At 69.9% G+C, this 18523-nt stretch carries 13 protein-coding genes and 2 pseudogenes; 9 read left to right on the top strand and 6 right to left on the bottom strand.

From position 1 onward, the window contains the following. Nucleotides 1-27: 27 nt before the first annotated feature. The 5 genes and pseudogenes from AB0E94_RS47330 (at nucleotide 28) to AB0E94_RS47310 (ending at nucleotide 7843) form a co-directional block, all read left to right on the top strand. Entirely contained in the window at nucleotides 28-1668 is a 1641-nt protein-coding gene (locus tag AB0E94_RS47330) for a glycoside hydrolase family 9 protein (protein ID WP_360341486.1), read from the top strand. A gap of 111 nt (nucleotides 1669-1779) precedes the next feature. Further along, nucleotides 1780-2484 (top strand): annotated as a pseudogene (locus AB0E94_RS47325) (PA domain-containing protein); the annotation flags it as partial. A 69-nt stretch (nucleotides 2485-2553) separates the two neighbouring features. Next, nucleotides 2554-3216 (top strand): annotated as a pseudogene (locus AB0E94_RS47320) (M28 family metallopeptidase); the annotation flags it as partial. Nucleotides 3217-3588: 372 nt separating this feature from the next. Beyond that, nucleotides 3589-4671, top strand: a complete 1083-nt coding sequence (locus tag AB0E94_RS47315) for a sugar phosphate isomerase/epimerase (protein ID WP_360341483.1) — start codon at nucleotides 3589-3591, stop codon at nucleotides 4669-4671. A 7-nt stretch (nucleotides 4672-4678) separates the two neighbouring features. Next, nucleotides 4679-7843: a ThuA domain-containing protein gene (locus AB0E94_RS47310; protein WP_360341480.1), complete on the top strand. Its 3165-nt coding sequence runs from the start codon at nucleotides 4679-4681 to the stop codon at nucleotides 7841-7843. Nucleotides 7844-7922: 79 nt separating this feature from the next. On the opposite strand, the gene AB0E94_RS47305 is transcribed toward AB0E94_RS47310, so the two are convergent. Beyond that, nucleotides 7923-8516 carry a TetR/AcrR family transcriptional regulator gene (locus AB0E94_RS47305; protein WP_360341477.1) on the bottom strand — a complete coding sequence of 198 codons (594 nt, stop codon included), beginning with the start codon at nucleotides 8514-8516 and terminating at the stop codon, nucleotides 7923-7925. Between the two features lie 73 nt (nucleotides 8517-8589). Here AB0E94_RS47305 and AB0E94_RS47300 point away from each other — a divergent pair, with 73 nt between their 5' ends. Further along, on the top strand, nucleotides 8590-10002 hold the full coding sequence (locus AB0E94_RS47300; protein WP_360341474.1) for an MDR family MFS transporter: 1413 nt from the start codon (nucleotides 8590-8592) through the stop codon (nucleotides 10000-10002). Between the two features lie 91 nt (nucleotides 10003-10093). Here AB0E94_RS47300 and AB0E94_RS47295 read toward each other — a convergent pair whose 3' ends face one another. After that, the gene (locus AB0E94_RS47295) at nucleotides 10094-11443 is read right to left on the bottom strand and encodes an SLC13 family permease (RefSeq protein WP_360341471.1); all 1350 of its coding nucleotides are present in this window, start codon (nucleotides 11441-11443) and stop codon (nucleotides 10094-10096) included. 116 nt (nucleotides 11444-11559) lie between these two features. On the opposite strand from AB0E94_RS47295, the gene AB0E94_RS47290 reads away from it, so the two are divergent. From AB0E94_RS47290 to AB0E94_RS47280, 3 genes are read left to right on the top strand one after another with little or no spacing between them, the layout of a single operon-like run. Beyond that, entirely contained in the window at nucleotides 11560-12723 is a 1164-nt protein-coding gene (locus AB0E94_RS47290) for an aminotransferase class V-fold PLP-dependent enzyme (RefSeq protein WP_360341468.1), read from the top strand. After that, entirely contained in the window at nucleotides 12720-15641 is a 2922-nt protein-coding gene (locus AB0E94_RS47285; RefSeq protein WP_360341465.1) for an FAD-linked oxidase C-terminal domain-containing protein, read from the top strand. The genes AB0E94_RS47290 and AB0E94_RS47285 overlap by 4 nt, the downstream gene beginning before the upstream one ends. Further along, nucleotides 15631-16410 (top strand): methyltransferase domain-containing protein, encoded by a 780-nt coding sequence (locus AB0E94_RS47280; RefSeq protein WP_360341462.1) that lies wholly within the window; start codon nucleotides 15631-15633, stop codon nucleotides 16408-16410. Before AB0E94_RS47285 ends, AB0E94_RS47280 begins: the two co-directional genes overlap by 11 nt. A 33-nt stretch (nucleotides 16411-16443) precedes the next feature. Here AB0E94_RS47280 and AB0E94_RS47275 read toward each other — a convergent pair whose 3' ends face one another. From AB0E94_RS47275 to AB0E94_RS47260, 4 genes are all read right to left on the bottom strand, one after another. Next, nucleotides 16444-16893 carry a hypothetical protein gene (locus AB0E94_RS47275; RefSeq protein WP_360341459.1) on the bottom strand — a complete coding sequence of 150 codons (450 nt, stop codon included), beginning with the start codon at nucleotides 16891-16893 and terminating at the stop codon, nucleotides 16444-16446. A gap of 85 nt (nucleotides 16894-16978) precedes the next feature. After that, nucleotides 16979-17236 (bottom strand): hypothetical protein, encoded by a 258-nt coding sequence (locus AB0E94_RS47270; RefSeq protein ID WP_360341456.1) that lies wholly within the window; start codon nucleotides 17234-17236, stop codon nucleotides 16979-16981. 180 nt (nucleotides 17237-17416) lie between these two features. Continuing rightward, the gene (locus tag AB0E94_RS47265) at nucleotides 17417-17710 is read right to left on the bottom strand and encodes a hypothetical protein (protein ID WP_360341453.1); all 294 of its coding nucleotides are present in this window, start codon (nucleotides 17708-17710) and stop codon (nucleotides 17417-17419) included. A gap of 191 nt (nucleotides 17711-17901) precedes the next feature. Further along, complete coding sequence (locus AB0E94_RS47260) at nucleotides 17902-18519, bottom strand: hypothetical protein (RefSeq protein ID WP_360341450.1); 618 nt, start codon at nucleotides 18517-18519, stop codon at nucleotides 17902-17904. Nucleotides 18520-18523: the final 4 nt, after the last annotated feature.

Genomic DNA, 18523 nt, shown 5'->3' with positions numbered 1-18523 from the left:
ACCGCATGCCTGGGAGCGTTCCCAGGCATGTCTGCCGTTGCGGTGAATCAGGTGGGGTATCTGCTGTCCGGCCCGAAGCGGGCCACTCTCGTCACCGCCGCTGTCGAGCCGCTGACCTGGCAACTCGTTGACGATACGGGCCGGATCGCCGCGGACGGGACGACCGAGCCGCGCGGCCTGGACGTCTCCTCCGGGCAGAACGTGCACACCATCGACTTCAGCGCCCACCAGCACGCGGGCGCCGGCTTCACGCTGACCGCCGGCGACGCGACCAGCCACCCGTTCCGCATCGGCACGGGCCTGCACCGGCCGCTGCTCGCCGACGCGATGAGGTTCTTCTACTGCCAGCGCAGCGGCATCGAGATCCGCGAGGACCTGCGGCCCGGCTACGGCCGCCCGGCCGGGCACCTCGGCGACCGTGACGTCCCGTGCGCCCCGGACGCCGGCGATCACCGCCTGGACGTGCGCGGCGGCTGGTACGACGCCGGCGACCAGGGCAAATACGTGGTCAACGGCGGCATCACGGTGTGGCAGCTGCTGCACGCCTTCGAGCACCGCAGCGGCCTCGCCGACCTGGCGCTCGACCTGCCGGAGAGCGGCAACGGCGTACCTGACCTGCTCAACGAGGTCCGCTGGGAACTCGACTTCCTGCTGCGCATGCGGGCGCCGGGCGGCCTGGTTCACCACAAGATGCACGACCTCGCCTGGACCGGCCTGCCCACCCTGCCGCACCTCGACCCGCAGCCGCGGGTGCTGCGCCCGGTCTCCACCGCGGCGACGCTCAACCTGGCCGCGGTGGCCGCCCAGGGATCACGGATCTACCGGAAGTACGACGCCGGCTATGCCGACCACCTGCTGGCTGCCGCGCGGACCGCTTTCACCGCGGCCAAGAGCAATCCTCTCCGGTACGCGCCGGTCGAGGACACCATCGGCGGAGGCCCCTACGACGACGATGACGTACGCGACGAGTTCTACTGGGCCGCAGCCGAGTTGTACCTGACCACGGGCGAACCGGAGTACGCCGATGCGGTCCTGTCCTCACCCCTGCACACCGCGGACGTCTTCGGACCGTACGCCTTCGACTGGGCGGCCACCGCAGCCGCCGCCCGCCTGGACCTGGCCCTGGTCCCGAACGCGCTGCCCGGCCTCGACGAGGTGCGCGCCTCGGTGCTCGCCGGCGCCGACCGCTACCTGGGCATCCAGCAGGCCAGCCCGTACGCGATCGCCTACGCCCCGCCCGGCAACCAGTGGCACTGGGGCTCCAACAGCATGGTGCTGAACAACCTGGTGGTGCTGGCCGTGGCGCACGACCTCACCGGCGAGGCCGGCTACCGCGACGGCGTCCTGGAGGGGCTGGACTACATCCTGGGCCGCAACGCGCTGAACCTCTCCTACGTGACCGGATACGGCACCGACTACGCCGAGAACCAGCACAGCCGCTGGTACGCCCACCAGCTCGACCCCGGCCTGCCGCATCCGCCGAAGGGCACCCTGGCCGGCGGCCCCAACTCGGGGCTCCAGGACGAGGTGGCGCAGGCCCGGCTGGCGGGCTGCGTGGGCCAGTTCTGCTACGTCGACGACATCGAGTCCTGGTCGACGAACGAGCTGACCATCAACTGGAACGCCCCCTTGGTCTGGATCGCGGCTTTCGCCGCCGAACTCGGGTAACCGGATCGTCCTTACCGGACGGTCGGGCCATTCCAGCCCCTCCGAGGCGCGGGTTACGTTCCGCATCACCGGAGTTACGACCATCAATTGATCTATCTGTCCGGGGGGATCATGCGCATCAGCCTACGCAGGGGAATCGTCGGCGCCGTCTCGGTGGCCACGACCATCGCCCTGCTCCTCGCCCAGCCATCACCGGCCGCCGCGACCTCGCTCGACGACGTGTTCGCCAAGCTCCTCGTCAAGCAGGTCACCGGGGCCAACGCCCAGAAACACCTCAACGCGTTCCAGGCGATCGCCAACGCCAACGGCGGGACCCGCGCGGCCGGCACACCCGGCTACCGGGCGTCCCGTGACTACGTCGCCGACAAACTGCGGCGCGCCGGCTACAAGGTCACGCTCGACCCGATCAACTTCGTCCAGGGCTGGGTCGAGAACAACCCGCCCACCCTGGAACTGACCGCGCCGACCGGCAAGGCCTACGTGCCCGTGCAGGACTTCGTCACGTTCGCACCCTCCCCGCCCGGTGATGTGACCGCGCTGGTGCAGGCGGTCGACCTGACGTTGCCGCCGACCCCGACACCCACGTCGACCAGCGGCTGCGAGACCGCCGACTTCGACGGTTTCGTCGCCGGCCGGATCGCGCTCATCCAGCGCGGCACCTGCCCGTTCGTCACCAAGATCCGTAACGCGGGGTTCGCCGGCGCGTCCGGGGTCATCGTGTTCAACGAGGGGCAGCCGGGCCGCACCGACCCGTTCCCGCTCGACCTCGGCGAATGGCGGGCCGGAATCCCGATGGTCTTCTCGAGCTTCGCCGTCGGCAACGAGCTCGCGAACACGCCGGGCGCGACCGTCCGGCTCAAGGTCGACTCGACCCTGACACTGGGCACCGACCACAACGTGATCGCCGAGACCCGCACCGGCAACCCGAAGAACGTCGTGATGGTCGGCGCCCACCTGGACAGCGTGACCGAGGGCCCCGGCATCAACGACAACGGCTCGGGTAGCGCGGCGATCCTCGAGACCGCCCTGCAGATGAAGCACGTCCCGGTGAAGAACAAGGTCCGCTTCGCGTTCTGGGCGGCCGAGGAGATCGGTCTGCTCGGCTCCGACCAGTACGTGGAGGGCCTGTCGGCCGCCGAGAAGGACCGGATCAAGCTGTACCTGAACTTCGACATGGTGGCCTCACCGAACTACGCCTACAAGCTCTACGACGGCGACGACTCGGACGCCGAGGGCTCGCCGGCCGGGCCGCCCGGTTCCGCGCAGATCGAGAAGCAGCTGGAGAAGTTCTTCGACCGCCGCGGACTGGCGCACGTCGGCACCGACTTCGACGGCCGCTCCGACTACGGCCCGTTCATCGCGGTGGGCATTCCGGCTGGCGGCATCTTCACCGGCGCCGAGGGCATCAAGACCCCTGAGGAGCAGGCGCTGTTCGGCGGTACGGCGGGCGTCGCCTACGACGTCTGTTACCACCAGGCGTGCGACACCCTGACCAACATCAACACAACCGCATTCGACGTCAACGCGGACGCCATCGCCGACTCGGTGGCCCGCTACGCCTTCAACACCACAGCCATCCCGTAAACCGTCACCGCCGACGAGGCCTCCGGTCGTTTCAGGACCGGAGGCCTCGTGCTGTTAAGCGGCCCGACCCGGACGGAAGGCGAAGCGGGGCCACGGGTGTGGTGGACGTTCCTGACTGACCAGGCAAAATCGGTAGCTTTCGTCTCGATCGAAAAGAGTTTCCTCTGATGTGGACTATCTTTTGTATCGATCGAACGATACGGTGTGTGATCAAGGCGTAACAATCGCGAAACCGCGCCAGGCGCCGGCGCTTCGGCAACGCCGGCACTTTTCCCGCACTGAACGCAACCCGGCAGCGGCCCCTCCCACGGGCCGCGGTTGGAAGGTGGAGAAGTCATGTCCGAGCCGCACCAAAAATCCCTCACCCGTCGCCGCCTGCTCACCGCATCGGCTGGCGCCGCCGCTGTCCTGGGCGCCGCCGGCTTCCCGATCCTGCAGACCGGCTCCCCGGCGATCGGCCACGGCCGGCTGCGCGCCGAACCCCTCATCCCGGCCCGTAACCGGGGCATCATCCTGTACAGCGTCCGCGACCGGATCAGCGCGGCGCCCGACGACTCGGGTGTCCCGTACGGCTTCGAGCGGGTCCTGGCCCGGCTCGCCGAGATCGGCTACAAAGAGATCGAGTTCGCCGGCTACAACCAGCACACCTCGATCCTGGGCCGGCAGATCACCCCGGCCGAGATCCGCAAGATCCTGGACGACAACGGGCTGGTCGCCAACGGCACCCACACCCAGATCAACGCGGCGACCTTCGAGCAGCAGCTCGACATCGCCCAGACGCTGGGCATGAAACACATCGGCACCGGCTCGGACCCGACCGGCAGCGCGTACCGCACCGACTGGGACGCGGCCGCCGACCTGTGGAACGAACTCGGCCGCGCGGCCCGCAAGCGGGGCCTCAAGCTCTACACCCACAACCACGACGCGGCGTACGGCTTCCTGCTCGACACCGGCCCACTGGACGCCAACGGCCGCCCCACCCTGTCGACCGGCACCCGCAAGCTGGAGTACTTCTTCGGCAAGACCGACCCCCGGTACGTCTTCTTCGAGATGGACATCTACTGGGCGTACGTGGCCAGGTTCAAGCACCGCAGCTACGTGGACCGGTGGGGCGCCACCCGCACCGCCCTGTTCGACCCGATCCTCACCGTGGCCCCGCGCACCGAACGGTTCCCGCTGTTCCACGCCAAGGACGGCGACCGCAACTCCACCCAGGCCAACGGTTACGTGATGACCCCGCTCGGCGAGGGCGACATCAACTTCCAGCAGTTCTTCGAGGAGATCGGGGAGCAGAACTACCACCACGCGAACTGGGAGCAGGACACCGCTCCGGGCGGGGCGGCGAACCCGGGCCAGTCCCTGAGTTTCGCCGACGTGAGCTACCAGAACATGTCCGAGCTGACCATCTACCGGCGTTGACGCGGTCATGTTGAAACGAATCACGGCCGTGCTGTCGGCTGTTCTGCTCATCATCACCGCGCCGGGCGCGTCCTACGCGCACCCGGGCCACCAGCACCATGACGTCCTGGTGTTCACCGAGACCGCCGGGGTCCGCCGCGACTCCATCGACAAGGGCGCCCGCACGATCCGCGACCTCGGGCGCCGGCACGGGTTCGGCGTGACGGTCAGCGCCGACTCGGCGTCCTTCAGTGCGGCCACCCTGGCCAGGTACAAGGCGGTGGTCTTCCTCAACACCACGGGCGAAGTGCTCACCGACACGGAGAGAGCCGCTTTCGAGACGTACATCCAAGGGGGTGGCGGTTTTGTCGGTGTGCATGCCGCCGCCGAGACCGAGCCCGGCTGGACCTTCTACCGGAACCTGCTCGGCGCCGCCGCGACCAGCGCGTCCCCGGTGAGCACGGGCGCCGTGACGATCACCGACCGGGTGCATCCGTCGACGGCCCCGCTGCCGCGCACCACGACTTTCACCGAGGAGTGGTACACCTTCGACCGTGACGTGCGCGGAACCTCGCACGTGCTGGCCACCACCACCGGCCCGCTCGCCTGGTGCAAGGACTTCCAGGGCGGCCGGTCCTGGTACACCGGCCTCGGGCACTCGGCTCAGACGTACAGCAGCAGCTCTTTTCAAAAACATCTGCTCGGCGGCATCCAATGGGCCAACGGGCAGGCCGGCGGCGACTGCGGCGCAACCGTGCAGAGCAACTACGAGAAGGTCACGCTCAACGACGAACCAGGCGAGCCGATGACCCTCGCGGTGCTCCCGGACGGGCGCGTCCTGCACAACACCCGCGCCGGTGAGGTGCGCCTCTACACCCCGGCGACCGGCCTGAGCCCGGTCATCGCGGAGATCCCGGTCTACGCCCACGACGAGGACGGCCTCCAATCGGTGGCGGTCGACCCGGACTTCGCCCGCAACAGATGGGTCTACATCTACTACGCGCCGAAACTGACCACACCCGTCGACGACCCGGCCACCCCGGCCGTCAACGAGGGCGACGCCCCGGTCACCAGCACCGACCCGACCGCCTGGGACCGCTTCAAGGGCTACAACCAGCTCTCCCGGGTCAAACTCGTCGACACCCCGGCACCGCACCTCGACCTGAGCACCGAGCAGCAGATCCTGCGGGTGCCGGTCGACCGCGGCAACTGCTGCCACGTCGGCGGCGAGGTCAAGTTCGACGGCAACGGGCTGCTCTACCTGGTCACCGGCGACGACACCAACGCCGGCGGGTCGGACGGCTTCACCCCGATCAACGAATCGCCCACGCAGGGGCCGGCCTACGACGCGCAGCGCTCCGCGGCCAACACCAACGACCTGCGCGGCAAGGTGCTGCGCATCAAGGTCCGCGGCAACGGGACCTACACCATCCCGTCCGGCAACCTGTTCCCGGCCGGCAAACCGAAGACCCGGCCGGAGATCTTCCTGATGGGCCTGCGCAACCCGTTCCGCTTCGACGTCAGCAACAGCGGATATGTGTACGTCGGCGACTACTCCCCCGACTCACGGACCCCGAACCCGGCCCGCGGGCCCGAGGGCACCGGCCGGTGGATCGCCACGAACAAGGCCGGCAACTACGGCTGGCCCTACTGCTACTCGCCGGACCTGCCGTACATCGACTTCGACTTCGTGACCCGCACCTCCGGCGCCGCCTTCGACTGTGCGAAACCGGTCAACAACTCACCCCGCAACACCGGACTGCAAAACCTTCCGCCGGTACGGGACCCGCAGCTCGCGTACACCTTCAACGCCCTGACCCCGTGCCCGGAGGCCTACCTCGCCGTACCGCCCGGGGTGTGCGGTTTCGACTGGCCGGTGCTCGGCACCGGCGGTGTCGGCCCGATGGGCGGACCGCAGTACGACTACGACCGCCGCCTCGCCAACCCGATGAAGTTCCCCGAGTACTACGACGACACCGTGGTCTTCGGCGAGTTCACCCGCAACCGGCTGTTCGCCTTCCGCACCGACGGCCGCGACCGGCTGCTGTCCATCGAACCGCTTCTCACCGGCTTCACCTGGGCCAACCCGATGGACATGGAGTTCGGCCCGGACGGCCAGCTCTACGTGCTCGAATACGGCAACGGGTTCTTCCGCGCCAACCCGGAGGCCCAGCTGTCGACGGTGCGTTACGTCAAGGACGGCCGCTCACCCGTCGCTCGCGCCTCGGCCAGCCCGACGTCCGGGCCGGCGCCGCTGACCGTCCAGTTCGCCAGCACCGGCACGGCCGACCCCGACCCGGGTGACACGATCACCCTGGGCTGGGACTTCACCGGCGACGGCACGATCGACTCGACAGTCGCCGACCCGTCGTTCACCTACACCGCGAACGGCACCTACAACGCACGGCTGACCGTCACCGACAGCACCGGGCGGACGGCGGTGGCCACCCGCACCATCACCGTCGGCAACACCGCGCCGGTGGTCGAGGTGGTCACCCCGGCCAACGGATCGTTCTTCGACTGGGGTGACGACATCCCGTTCACGGTCCGGGTCACCGACCCGGAGGACGGCACGGTCGACTGCTCCCGCGTCCAGGTGTCGCTGGTCATCGGCCACGACGAACACGGCCACGGGATCAACTCGACGACCGGCTGCACCGGCACCCTGCCCAGCCCCGAGGACGGCGCCGACCACGCCGGCGGCTACCTGTTCCTCGGTGTCAGCGCCTCGTACACCGATCTCGGCGGGCTCGCCGCGACCGGGCAGGCGACCGTGCAGACGTGGCGGCAGCAGGCGGAGAACGCGCAGGTCAAGAGCGCCGTGGCGATCGCCACCACGAACGACGTGGACGGCGGCGAGCACCTGACCGCGGTGGACAACGGTGACCACATCGGATTCCGGCCGATCGACCTCGGCGGGATCTCCTCGGTCACGCTGCGGACCGCGGGCGGTTCGGCGGCCACCGCCGGGCAGCAGCGGGCGGCGGTCGAGGTACGGCTCGGCTCACCCACCGGCGCGCTGGTGACGACCCTGCCGGTGCTGGCCACGGCGGGTAACGCGTACTGGACGAGCCAGACCTTCCCGCTCACCGCGGCGGCCGGGCAGCAGGAGCTCTACCTGGTGTTCCGGCAGATCACCGGTGGTCCCGCCACCAACCTGTTCAACCTGAACTGGGTCGAGTTCGGCCCCTGAGACATGACGGCCGGGGCCGGCCGCCGAACCGGTCCCACCCGTCATAGTGACGCCACCGTGGCTGCCGACCACGGTGGCGTCACCGTGCTTGCGGCCAGCCGATCAGCGGCAGCCAGACCTGGTCGATGATCTCGATGGCGATCTCGTCGCCGGGCGGGCGCATGGTCATAAACATCTCGTGCCGGAACAGGTCGAACGGCAGATTGACCACCCGTGGCGGGCGCGGGACGTCGGGCAGTTCGCCGCGCTGGACCGCGCGGTCCAGCAGCCGCTCGAAGCCGGTCCGCTGACCGGGAGTCAGCAGGTGCTGCCGCAGGTCGCTGAAGCTGGTCCCGGTGGCCCGGAAATACTCCGCCAGCTGCATGCCGAGCATGGTCATCATGCCGGAACGGCCCGCACCGGCGTTGCGCAGGAAACCGATCGCGTCGTCGCGGAGGTTGCCGGTGTCGGGCAGCTCGACCGGGTGCGCCGCCCAGTGTTTGCGGATGGTGGCCAGCAGCAGGTCTTCGCGCTGGGCCCAGCGCCGGTAGAGCACCGGGCGGCTGGTGCCGGCGCGGGCGGCGATCGCCTCGTAGGTGAAGCCCGCATAGCTGTGCTCGATCAGCACCGCCCAGGCGGCGTCGAGGATCGCGTCCTCGAGTTCGGGTCCACGCCGCCGGCTTTTAAGAGTCACTTGCGTATCTTATCGCGGCGGCCTACCGTCGAGGCAACATTAGATACGGCTGCGTACCTTAAGGCGGTACCCCATGTCCCACCCCCACGACAGCGCGATGCGCACCGCCGTCGCCGTCCTCGTCGGTGGCATCGCGGTCATCCTCGACGCGACCATCGTCAGCGTGGCGCTGCACGAACTCGCCACCGATCTGAACACCGACGTCGGCACGATCCAGTGGGTCAGCACCGCCTACCTGCTGGCCCTCGGCGTGGCCATCCCGACCGTCGGCTGGCTGCAGGGCCGGCTCGGCGCCAAGCGCCTCTGGATGGCCGCGCTCGCCCTCTTCCTGGCCGGCTCGGTGCTCTGCTCGCTCGCCTGGAGCGCACCCGCCCTGATCGCCTTCCGGGTGCTCCAGGGCCTCGGCGGCGGCGTGATGATGCCGCTGATGACCACGATGATCATGCAGGCCGCCCAGGGCGCCGACCGCAACCGGCTGATGTCGGTGGTCGCCCTGCCCACCGCGGTCGGCCCGATCCTCGGACCGGTGATCGGCGGCCTGATCCTCGGCGCCGGCGACTGGCAGTGGCTCTTCCTGGTGAACGTGCCGCTCTGCGTGGCCGGCCTGATCCTGGCCCAGCGGATGATCCCGGCCGACCAGCCCGGCCGGCGGGTCAGCCTCGACGTGGTCGGCCTGGCCCTGCTCTCCCCCGCGCTGGTCGCCCTGCTCTGGGGTCTGTCCAACGTCACCGGCGACGGCGGCTTCAGCCAGGCCGACGTCTACCTGCCACTGATCGGCGGCACTATTCTGCTCGTCGCGTTCGTCGGCTGGGCGCTGCGCCGCCGCGGTGACGCGCTGGTCGATCTGGACGTGCTGCGCTCCCGGCCGACCTGGGCCGCGACCACCCTGATGTTCCTGTCCGGCGCTGCCCTCTACGGCGCGATGCTGCTGCTCCCGCTCTACTGGCAGGAGTTGCGGGGCGAGGACGCGCTCGGCGCCGGGCTGCTGCTGATCCCGCAGGGGGTGGGGTCGCTGCTCAGCCGTACCGTGGCGACCCGCCTGCTGGACCGGATCAGCGCCCGCTGGGTGGCGTTCCTCGGCTTCCTGCTGGTCGGCGCGGCCACCGTGCCGTTCGCCTTCGCCGGCGTCGGCACCACGACCTGGCTGCTGCTGGTGGCCCTGCTCGTCCGCGGCATGGGGCTCGGTCTGGTGATGATCCCGCTGATGACCGTCGCCTTCGTCGGCCTCGACAAGGAGAAGATGCCGCACGCCAGCATCGTCACCCGGATCGCCCAGCAGGTCGGCGGCTCGGTCGGGGTGGCCCTGCTGGCGGTGATCCTGGCGACCTCGGCGACGAGTTCGGGCTCGCTGACCACGGCGTTCCACGCGGCGTTCTGGTGGACCACCGGGTTCACCGGCCTGGCGGTGCTGCTCTCCTTCGTCCTGCCCGCCGGCACCACCGCCCTGCCCGCCGCCACCCCGGCCCCCGCCAGGGCCGCAGCCTGACAACCGGCCGGCACCACCTGCCACCACCCCGGCACCCACCAGCGCCGCCGCCTGACAACCGGCCGGGTCAGAGTCGGCCGCCGCCACAAGGTCAGAGCCAGCCAGGCACCACGAAGATCAGCCAGGTGATGATCGGGATGAGCACCACCATGCTGAAGCCCCACCGCATGAGGCCCCGGTAGACGTAGTCGCGACGGTCTTCCGGGGCGTTGGCCACGGTGAGCGCGCCGGAGGTGGAGAACGGGCTGGAGTCGACGATCGACGAGGACAGGGCCAGGGCGGTGATCAGGCCCACCGCGCCGACCGCGTCGGTGCCGGTGAGGAACGGGACGGCGAGCGGGATCAGCGCGCCGAGGATGCCGGTGGTGGAGGCGAACGCGGAGACCGCGGCGCCGATGAAACAGATCACCAGGGCGGCCACCAGTGGGGCGCCGACCGTGGCGACCTCCTCGCCGAGCCAGTCGATGGTGCCGATGGTCTGCATGACACCGACGTAGAGCACGATGCCGCAGACCAGCAGGACGGTCGACCAGGCCACGTGGTCGACGGCGTTGCGGGCCGACTGCGGCGAGAGCAGGGTGAGGGTCACGGCCACGGTGATCGCGGCGACGCCGACGCTGATGTCGAAGAAGAGCGCGGCGACGGCCAGCAGGAGCAGCCCCACGATGGTCATGATCCGGTGCCGGTCGAGGGTGATCGCCGGCGCCTCCTCGGCCGTGGCGAGGGCGGCCGAGGGCAGCGGCGACGCAGACCCGGACGGCGAATCGGACGGCGAATCGGACGCAGAAGCGGGCGCGGGCTCGCTCGCGGGCTCGACGCGGCGGCCGAACAGGTCACGGCCACCCCACATGACGAACGCGACGACGCTGATCGCCAGGTTGACGAAGAACGAGGCCAGGAGAAGCAGCGTGGGGTTGCCGGGCAGGCCGGCCTTCTCGACCACACCGTTGGTGATGCCGCCGAAGATGCTGATCGGGGAAAAGCCGCCGGCACTGGCCCCGTTGATGATCAGCAGGCCCATCATCAGCGGGTTGATCCCGTACCGGACGGCGAAGCCCATGCCGATCGGGGCGATGATCGCCACCGAGGCGGGCACGACCGCGCCCATCGCGGTGAGGCAGGCGGTGACCAGGAACATGATCCACGGGATGAGGCCGATCCGGCCCTGCACGGCCCGGATGGCCCCCTGGACCAGCCAGTCGACGGTGCCGTTGGCCGAGGCGATGGCGAACAGGTAGGTGACGCCGACCAGGATCAGGAACAGCTCGCCGGGGAATCCGGCGAAGACGGCGTCGGTCCGCTCCTCGACGTCGCCGTCGAGGACCGCGATGCCCAGGATGAAGGCGGCCACGATGGCGAGCGCGCCGAGGTTGACGGGCCGGATCGTGGCGATGAGGAAGATGACCGCCAGGACGAGGATGGAGACGAGTTCTACCGACATCGCGACCTCCCACGGAGGGCCCCACTATGATCCCGGCCACAGTGGAGGGTCAAGCAATCTCGATAGATCTGCATCTATTGGTTTATTGATCGCAGTAGATGTTGATACGGTCGGGCATGACCTCCACCGGTCGTCATTTCCTCCAGATCCCCGGCCCCACCAACACCCCCGACCGGGTGCTGCGGGCCATCGCCGCCCCCACCATCGACCACCGCGGCCCGCAGTTCGCCGACCTGACCCGCGACATCCTGCGCCGGCTCGGACCGGTCTTCGGCACGACCGGGCCGATCGTCGTCTACCCCGCCTCCGGCACCGGCGCCTGGGAAGCCGCCCTGGTCAACACCCTGTCCCCGGGCGACCGGGTGCTCTGCTTCGAGACCGGCCACTTCGCCACCCTCTGGCAGGACATGGCACAACGCCTCGGCCTCGACGTCGAAGTCGTACCCGGCGACTGGCGGCACGGCGCCGACCCCGCCGAGGCCACCGCACGCCTCACCGCCGACACCGGGCACACGATCCGCGCGGTCCTGGTCGTGCACAACGAAACCTCGACCGGCGTGACCAGCCGGATCCCGGAGATCCGCGCCGCCATCGACGCCACCGGCCACCCCGCGCTGCTGCTCGTCGACACGGTCTCGTCGCTGGCGTCCATCGACTACCGGCACGACCAGTGGGGCGTCGACGTCACCATCGCCGGCTCGCAAAAAGGCCTGATGCTGCCGCCGGGCCTGAGCTTCAACGCCGTCTCGGCCAAAGCGCTCGCCGCGTCGCGGACCGCCCGGCTGCCCCGCTCGTTCTGGGACTGGGCGCCGATCATCGAGGCCAACGCCCGGGGCTTCTTCCCGTACACCCCGGCCACCAACCTGCTCTACGGGCTGCGCGAGGCGCTGCGGATGCTCGACGAGGAGGGCCTGCCACAGGTGTACGCCCGGCATCAACGGCACGCCGAGGCCACCCGGCTGGCCGTGCGCGCCTGGGGCCTCGAGGTGCTGTGCGCCGACGAGCGGGAACACTCCGGCTCACTGACCGCGGTCCTGGTGCCCGACGGCCACGACGCCGACGAGATCCGCGCGATCGTGCTGGACCGCTGGAACATGTCCCTCGGCACCGGCCTCGGCCGGCTGGCCGGGCGGGTCTTCCGGATCGGCCACCTCGGCGACCTCAACGACCTGATGCTGGCCGGCACCCTCGCCGGCGTACAGATGGGCCTGGTCGCGGCGGGCGTCCCGATCGACCCGGCCGGCGTCACCGCCGCCCTCGACAGACTTCAAAAACGATGACCGACCTGTCGTACGACCTGACGAGCGCTCTGGACGGCGAGGTCGCCTTCGACGCGTACACCAGGCATCTGTTCTCCCGCGACGCCAGCATGTACGCCATCGAACCGCTCGGTGTGGTCTTCCCCCGGCACGCCGGCGACGTGGCCGCGGCCGTGGCGGTCGCCGGCGCGCACGGCGTGCCGGTGGTGCCGCGCGGCGCGGGGACCAGCCTGGCCGGGCAGACCGTCGGCCCCGGCCTGGTGCTGGACCTGTCCCGGCACCTGCGCGAGATCGTGGCGATCGACCCGGAGCAGCGGCTGGCCCGGGTCCAGCCCGGCGTCGTACAGGACCAGCTCAACCAGGCCGCCGCCGCCCACGGCCTGATGTTCGGGCCGGACACCTCGACCAGCAACCGGGCCACCATCGGCGGGATGCTCGGCAACAACTCCGCCGGCAGCGGCTCGCTGCGCTACGGCTCGACCATCGACCACGTCCAGGAACTCGACGTGGTGCTCGCCGACGCGTCGACCGCCCGGTTCCGGCCGATGCCCGCCGACGAGCGTGCGACCCGGCCCGGCCTGGAGGGCGAGATCTACCGGCGGCTGGCCCCACTGCTCGACGACCCGAGCATCGGCGACTTCCCGCCGTACTGGCGGCGGGCCTGCGGGTACCGCCTCGACCGGCTGCGTGACGACCCGGGGTTCAACCTGGCGCCGTTCGTGGTCGGCTCGGAGGGCACCCTGGTCACCGTGACCGAGGCCGTGGTGCGGCTGGTGCCCCGCCCACGCCGTACGGTGATCGCGGTCGGGCATTTCGATTCGACGTTCGCTGCGGTCGAGGCCACCGGGGACGCGCTGGCCTGCGAACCGGCCGCGGTCGAGATGATGGACCGCACGATCCTCGACCTGTCCCGGCAGAAGATCGAGTACGCGGATCTCGGCGCCATCCTGACCGGCGACCCGCAGGCGCTGCTGTTCGTGTCGTTCAGCGGCGACGACGACCGGCAGCTGCGCGCGCAACTCGACCGGCTGTGCGCGCTCTGGCGCAAACACGGGCACGGCTATCACACCTTGCGCGCCGAGACGCCGCAGCAGCAGGCCGGTCTGCTGAAGGTGCGCAAGTCGAGCCTGGGACTGCTGATGGCGGCCAGCACCGGGACGCTGCGGCCGCTGGCGTTCGTCGAGGACACCGCGGTCGATCCGCGGCACCTGGCCGCGTACACCAGGCGTTTCGCCCAGATCCTGGACCGGCACGGGCTGCGCGCCGGCTTCTACGGGCACTGCTCGGTCGGATGCCTGCACATCCGGCCGTTCGTGGACGTCCGGCGCCCCGAGCACGTCACCGCGATGCGGGCCGTCGCCGGGGAGATCAAAGACCTGGTCCGGGAGTACGGCGGAGTCAACTCCAGCGAACACGGCGACGGCCTGGCCCGCAGCGAGTTCAACCGGGAGATCTTCGGCGACGAACTGTACGAGCTCATGCGTACCGTGAAAATGATCTTCGATCCGGATGGGCGGATGAACCCCGGCAAGATCGTCGACGCGCCGCCGATGACCGACCACCTGCGTGACGCCGCACTGCCGCCGCCCCGGCCGGTCCGCACCCACCTGGACTTCTCGGTGACCGGCGGCATGCGCGGCGCCGCCGACAGGTGCATGAACATCGGCCTCTGCCGCAAGGACTCGACAGGTGTGATGTGCCCGTCCTACATGGCCACCCGCGAGGAGGAACACGCCACCCGCGGGCGCGCCAACGCCCTGGTCAAGGCACTGTCGGAGGGCGAGCCGGACACCGCGCTCGGCGACGACCGGCTGCACGGCATCCTGGACCTGTGCCTGATGTGCAAGGCGTGCAAGAGCGAATGCCCACTGAGCGTGGACGTGGCCGCGCTCAAGGCGGAGGCGCTGGCGCACCGGCACGACACGCACGGCGTACCGCTGCGGTCGAAGGTCTTCGGTCGCATCCGCCTGCTGAACCGCCTCGGCTCGGCCACCGCACCGCTGTCCAACCTGCCCGGACGTGTGCCGCCGCTGCGCCGCCTGATGGATCGCGGCCTGGGGATCGCGGCCGCTCGGCCGTTGCCGCGGTTCCACCGCGGCAACCTGGTCCGCTGGTTCAACGGCCGCGCCGGCTCCCTCGGCCGGCCGGTGGCTTTACCGGCCTCCCGTTCCCCCGGCCGGCCGGTGACGTTCCCGGCTTCCCGTTCTCCCGGCTGGGCGGTGACGTTCCTGGCCGACTCGTTCACCACCTGGACCGAGCCGGGCGTCGGGCGGGCCGCGGTGGAGCTTCTGGCCGCCGCCGGCTGGGAGGTACGGCTGGAGAGCGCCGGCTGCTGCGGGCGGGCGAGCTACTCCAAAGGCCTGCTCGACGACGCGCGGCGGCAGGCGTCGGCGATGGTGACGCGACTGGCCGACACGCCGGGACCGATCGTCGGCTGCGAGCCGTCCTGTGTGCTGACGCTGCGCGACGAATACCGGCGGCTGCTGCCCGGCGACGACCGGGTTCCCGGCGTCGCCGAACGGGTCCGGCAGGTCGAGGAACTTCTGACCGAGGCGATCGACGACGGCCGGCTGACACTGTCCGGCGCGCTCAGCGGCAAGCAGATCCTCTACCACGGGCACTGCCATCAGAAGGCCGAGGTGGGTACGGCCGCGACCGTCGTCCTACTGCGCCGCATCCCGGGCGTCGAGGTCACCGAACTCGACGCCGGCTGCTGCGGCATGGCCGGCTCGTTCGGGTTCGAATCCGAGCACTACGACCTGTCGATGCGCATCGGTGACCTCCGGCTGTTCCCGGCGGTCCGGGAGACACCCGCCGACACGATCGTGGCCGCCACCGGGGTGTCCTGCCGCCAGCAGATCCGGCACGGCACCGGCCGGGCGGCCCGGCATCCGCTCGACATCGTGCACCAGGCTTGGGGAGGTTTCGGTGGAACATGATGAGCTGATCCGACGGGAGTTCGCCCGGCAGGCCGGCACGTTCGAGGACGCCCGCCTCAACGACGCGTTCACCAGGCACCTGGCCCGGCTGGCCGACTTCGCCGCGCCGCAGCCGGACGATGTGTGTCTCGACGTCGCGTGCGGCACCGGCCTGGTCGCGCGGGCTCTCGCTCCGCGGGTGCGGCATGTGACCGCGCTGGACCTGACACCGCAGATGCTGGCCACCGGGAAGGTGGCCGCGGACCGCGACGGCCTGCGCAACCTCGTGTTCCAGGAGGGCGATGCGACCCGGCTGCCGTTCCTGAGCGCGTCGTTCGACCTGGTGGTGACCCGCTTCTCACTGCACCAGGTCAGCGAGCCGGAATCGGTGGTGTCGGAGCTGGTCCGGGTGTGCCGGCCCGGCAGCCGGGTGGTGGTCGCCGACCTGATCCGCGATCCGACGCTACCCGGCGACCCGGACCGGGTGGAACGTCTCCGCGACCCGTCACACGGCACGATGCTCACCGTCGAACGGATCACCGAGTTACTGGCGCGGGCCGGGGCCACGCTGGAGACCGCCGACGTGTTCCCGGTGGAACGCCCGCTGACGACCTGGCTGGAACAGTCCCGTACCCCAGCGGACGTCTCCGCGGCGATCGCCGAGCAGTTGCGGACCGAACTCGACGGCGGCACACCGACCGGCATGCGGCCACGGGCGGCCGGCGACGACCTGATGTTCACCCAGACGTGGGCGCATCTGCTGGCCCGTCTCCCGAGGCCAGCCGGTTGATGCGCTGGCGCGTGACCAGTCTCAGCGGCAAACCTATGCGAGATCCAGCAGGTGAATGTCGCCGCCGCGGATCATCCAGTCGTCCCAGTAGCCGAGCCGGCCGCACGCGACGCAACGGCTGGTGATCGCGAGGGCCCGGATTCCATCGCCGCCCTCGTAGAGCGAATAGCCGACCGCGATGTTGAAGTCCTCCTCGTCACCATCGCCATCGCACTCACAAACCATGACGCCGGTCTTGCTCTCGTCCCAGTAGGCGCCGCTGTCCGCGATGAAATGCTCCTGACCGCACCCGCGGCACAGGCGCATCGCCGTGTTCTCCCCCAGGTCGCCGTGAAGACCGAACACCTGGCCGCCGCAGGCTGCACACACGCACAGCCGGACCTCGTGTACCTCGTAACCCTCGGCGCCCTCCGCCTTTGCGTACTCGACGAGGTCGTCGAAGTCCTGTCCGATCTTCCAGTCATCGCCGTTGCGGGTTGCCACGGCGGCAATCTCATCACGGCGGCCCCGACATCGGAACGCCCTTACAAAGCCGGACAGGACAAGTCGTGATCGCAGGCCCATTGGATCAGGGCCGGCCCTCTCTCTCGCGGAACGCCAGCAGGTCGAGGGAATACGGCATTCGGATCGGCGGAGTCAGTTCGCTCATGGCGAGCACTCCCTGAATCGGTCCTCGGCGGATCGCGGCATCAATGGAGTGCTGAGTCGACAACGCCAGGGAATCCCATGTCAGCCGCGCCTCGCACATGCTGCAACGGGCGTTGGCTCGGACGGCGTCGGCAACCTCGCCGCGCGTATCGCACGTCGGGCACTGGTAGGGGAACACCCGTCGATGATGTTGCCCTACCTGCCCGTGGGCAACGGATATCCCGATACCGCGCCGCCGGACAGGACTCCCGCGGGCACGACGGGCCGGTGTCAGCCCGCGCAGAGGACGCTCCGCCGTATCCGGTGAGACCAGGCGGATGAACCCGCAACTCAGACATCGACTTCTCCCCCATAGCCGTCAGGTGATCAGTGAGTGAATGCCGTACAGCACGGCGTCACCGAGCAGCACCAGGCCGCCAGCGATCGCCAGTCGTCGAGCCGAGACACGCGGGTCGCGGGCAGCCATGCCCAGCACCGCGAACACGATGCCGGCGAGATTGATCGGCGCCGCGGCGATCACCGGCGCCCAGGTGCCACCGTCGTCGCCGTCCGAGGCCACGAGGGCCATCCCGCCCACCGGCACAGCCGCGAAAACGATCAACGCCAGCCCCGCGTACCAGCGCATCTGTTCGGTCGGGTCGTCCAGGCTCACGGTTCCTCCGGCAGCAATAGCAGTCGCAAGGGTGTTCCATCTCGGGCGCTGTTCGGTTCACCACTGTCCGACTTGCGATAGCTTGCTGAGCTGACGCTGTGCCAAAGGGTGCCGTCGGGCGTCGACGCAGGTGAGCAGGTCGGCTGCGACGATTCGCAGCTGAACTCCGCTCCGGGCACGACGGGCCTGTGTCAACCTGCCCGGATGACGCCCGTGATCAGGGCGACGACGGCCAGGACCCCTGCGGCGCCGATCGTCCAGCGCAGCATCGAGTGCTTGACGTAGAAGTCGCCGGCACGCTTGCCGGCGCTCACCCGGATCGCGATGATCAGTAACGGTACCGCGGCCATGGCGCCCCACCGCGCTCCGGTGATGAACCCGCTCCCACCCCGCCCGTCGACCGTTTCGGCGAGTCCGCTGCCGTGCAGTGGCAGGAGCATCCAGGAGGCGAGGGCCAGCAGGGCCAGCACCGTCCCGATCGCGTAGATCCAGGGCCGCGGAACCCGGCCACGGATCAGGACCAGAGTCAGCACGACGGCCGCGGTGACGACGAAGAGCAGCCAGCCGGCCGCCGCCATGCCGCGCGGACTCCCGCCGGTGGCGGACCGGGCCGCGGTGACGTACGCGTCCGCCACCACCGAGAGCACCACCGGGAACACGGCGAAGTAGGCGAGGCCGGCGACCATGAAGAGGACGATGGAACCGCCGACGCACCCCAGACACCCGAGATTCTCGGCGAACGTCGGCTTCTTGCGCTGGATCGGGATCCGGACCCCACCTGCCGACGCATCGGGCCGATCGGGATTCATCGCT

Origin of the sequence: Actinoplanes sp. NPDC026670, from assembly GCF_040638175.1 — a bacterium.
Classification (GTDB): Bacteria; Actinomycetota; Actinomycetes; order Mycobacteriales; family Micromonosporaceae; genus Actinoplanes.
This window is presented reverse-complemented; position numbering and strand designations above follow the sequence as displayed.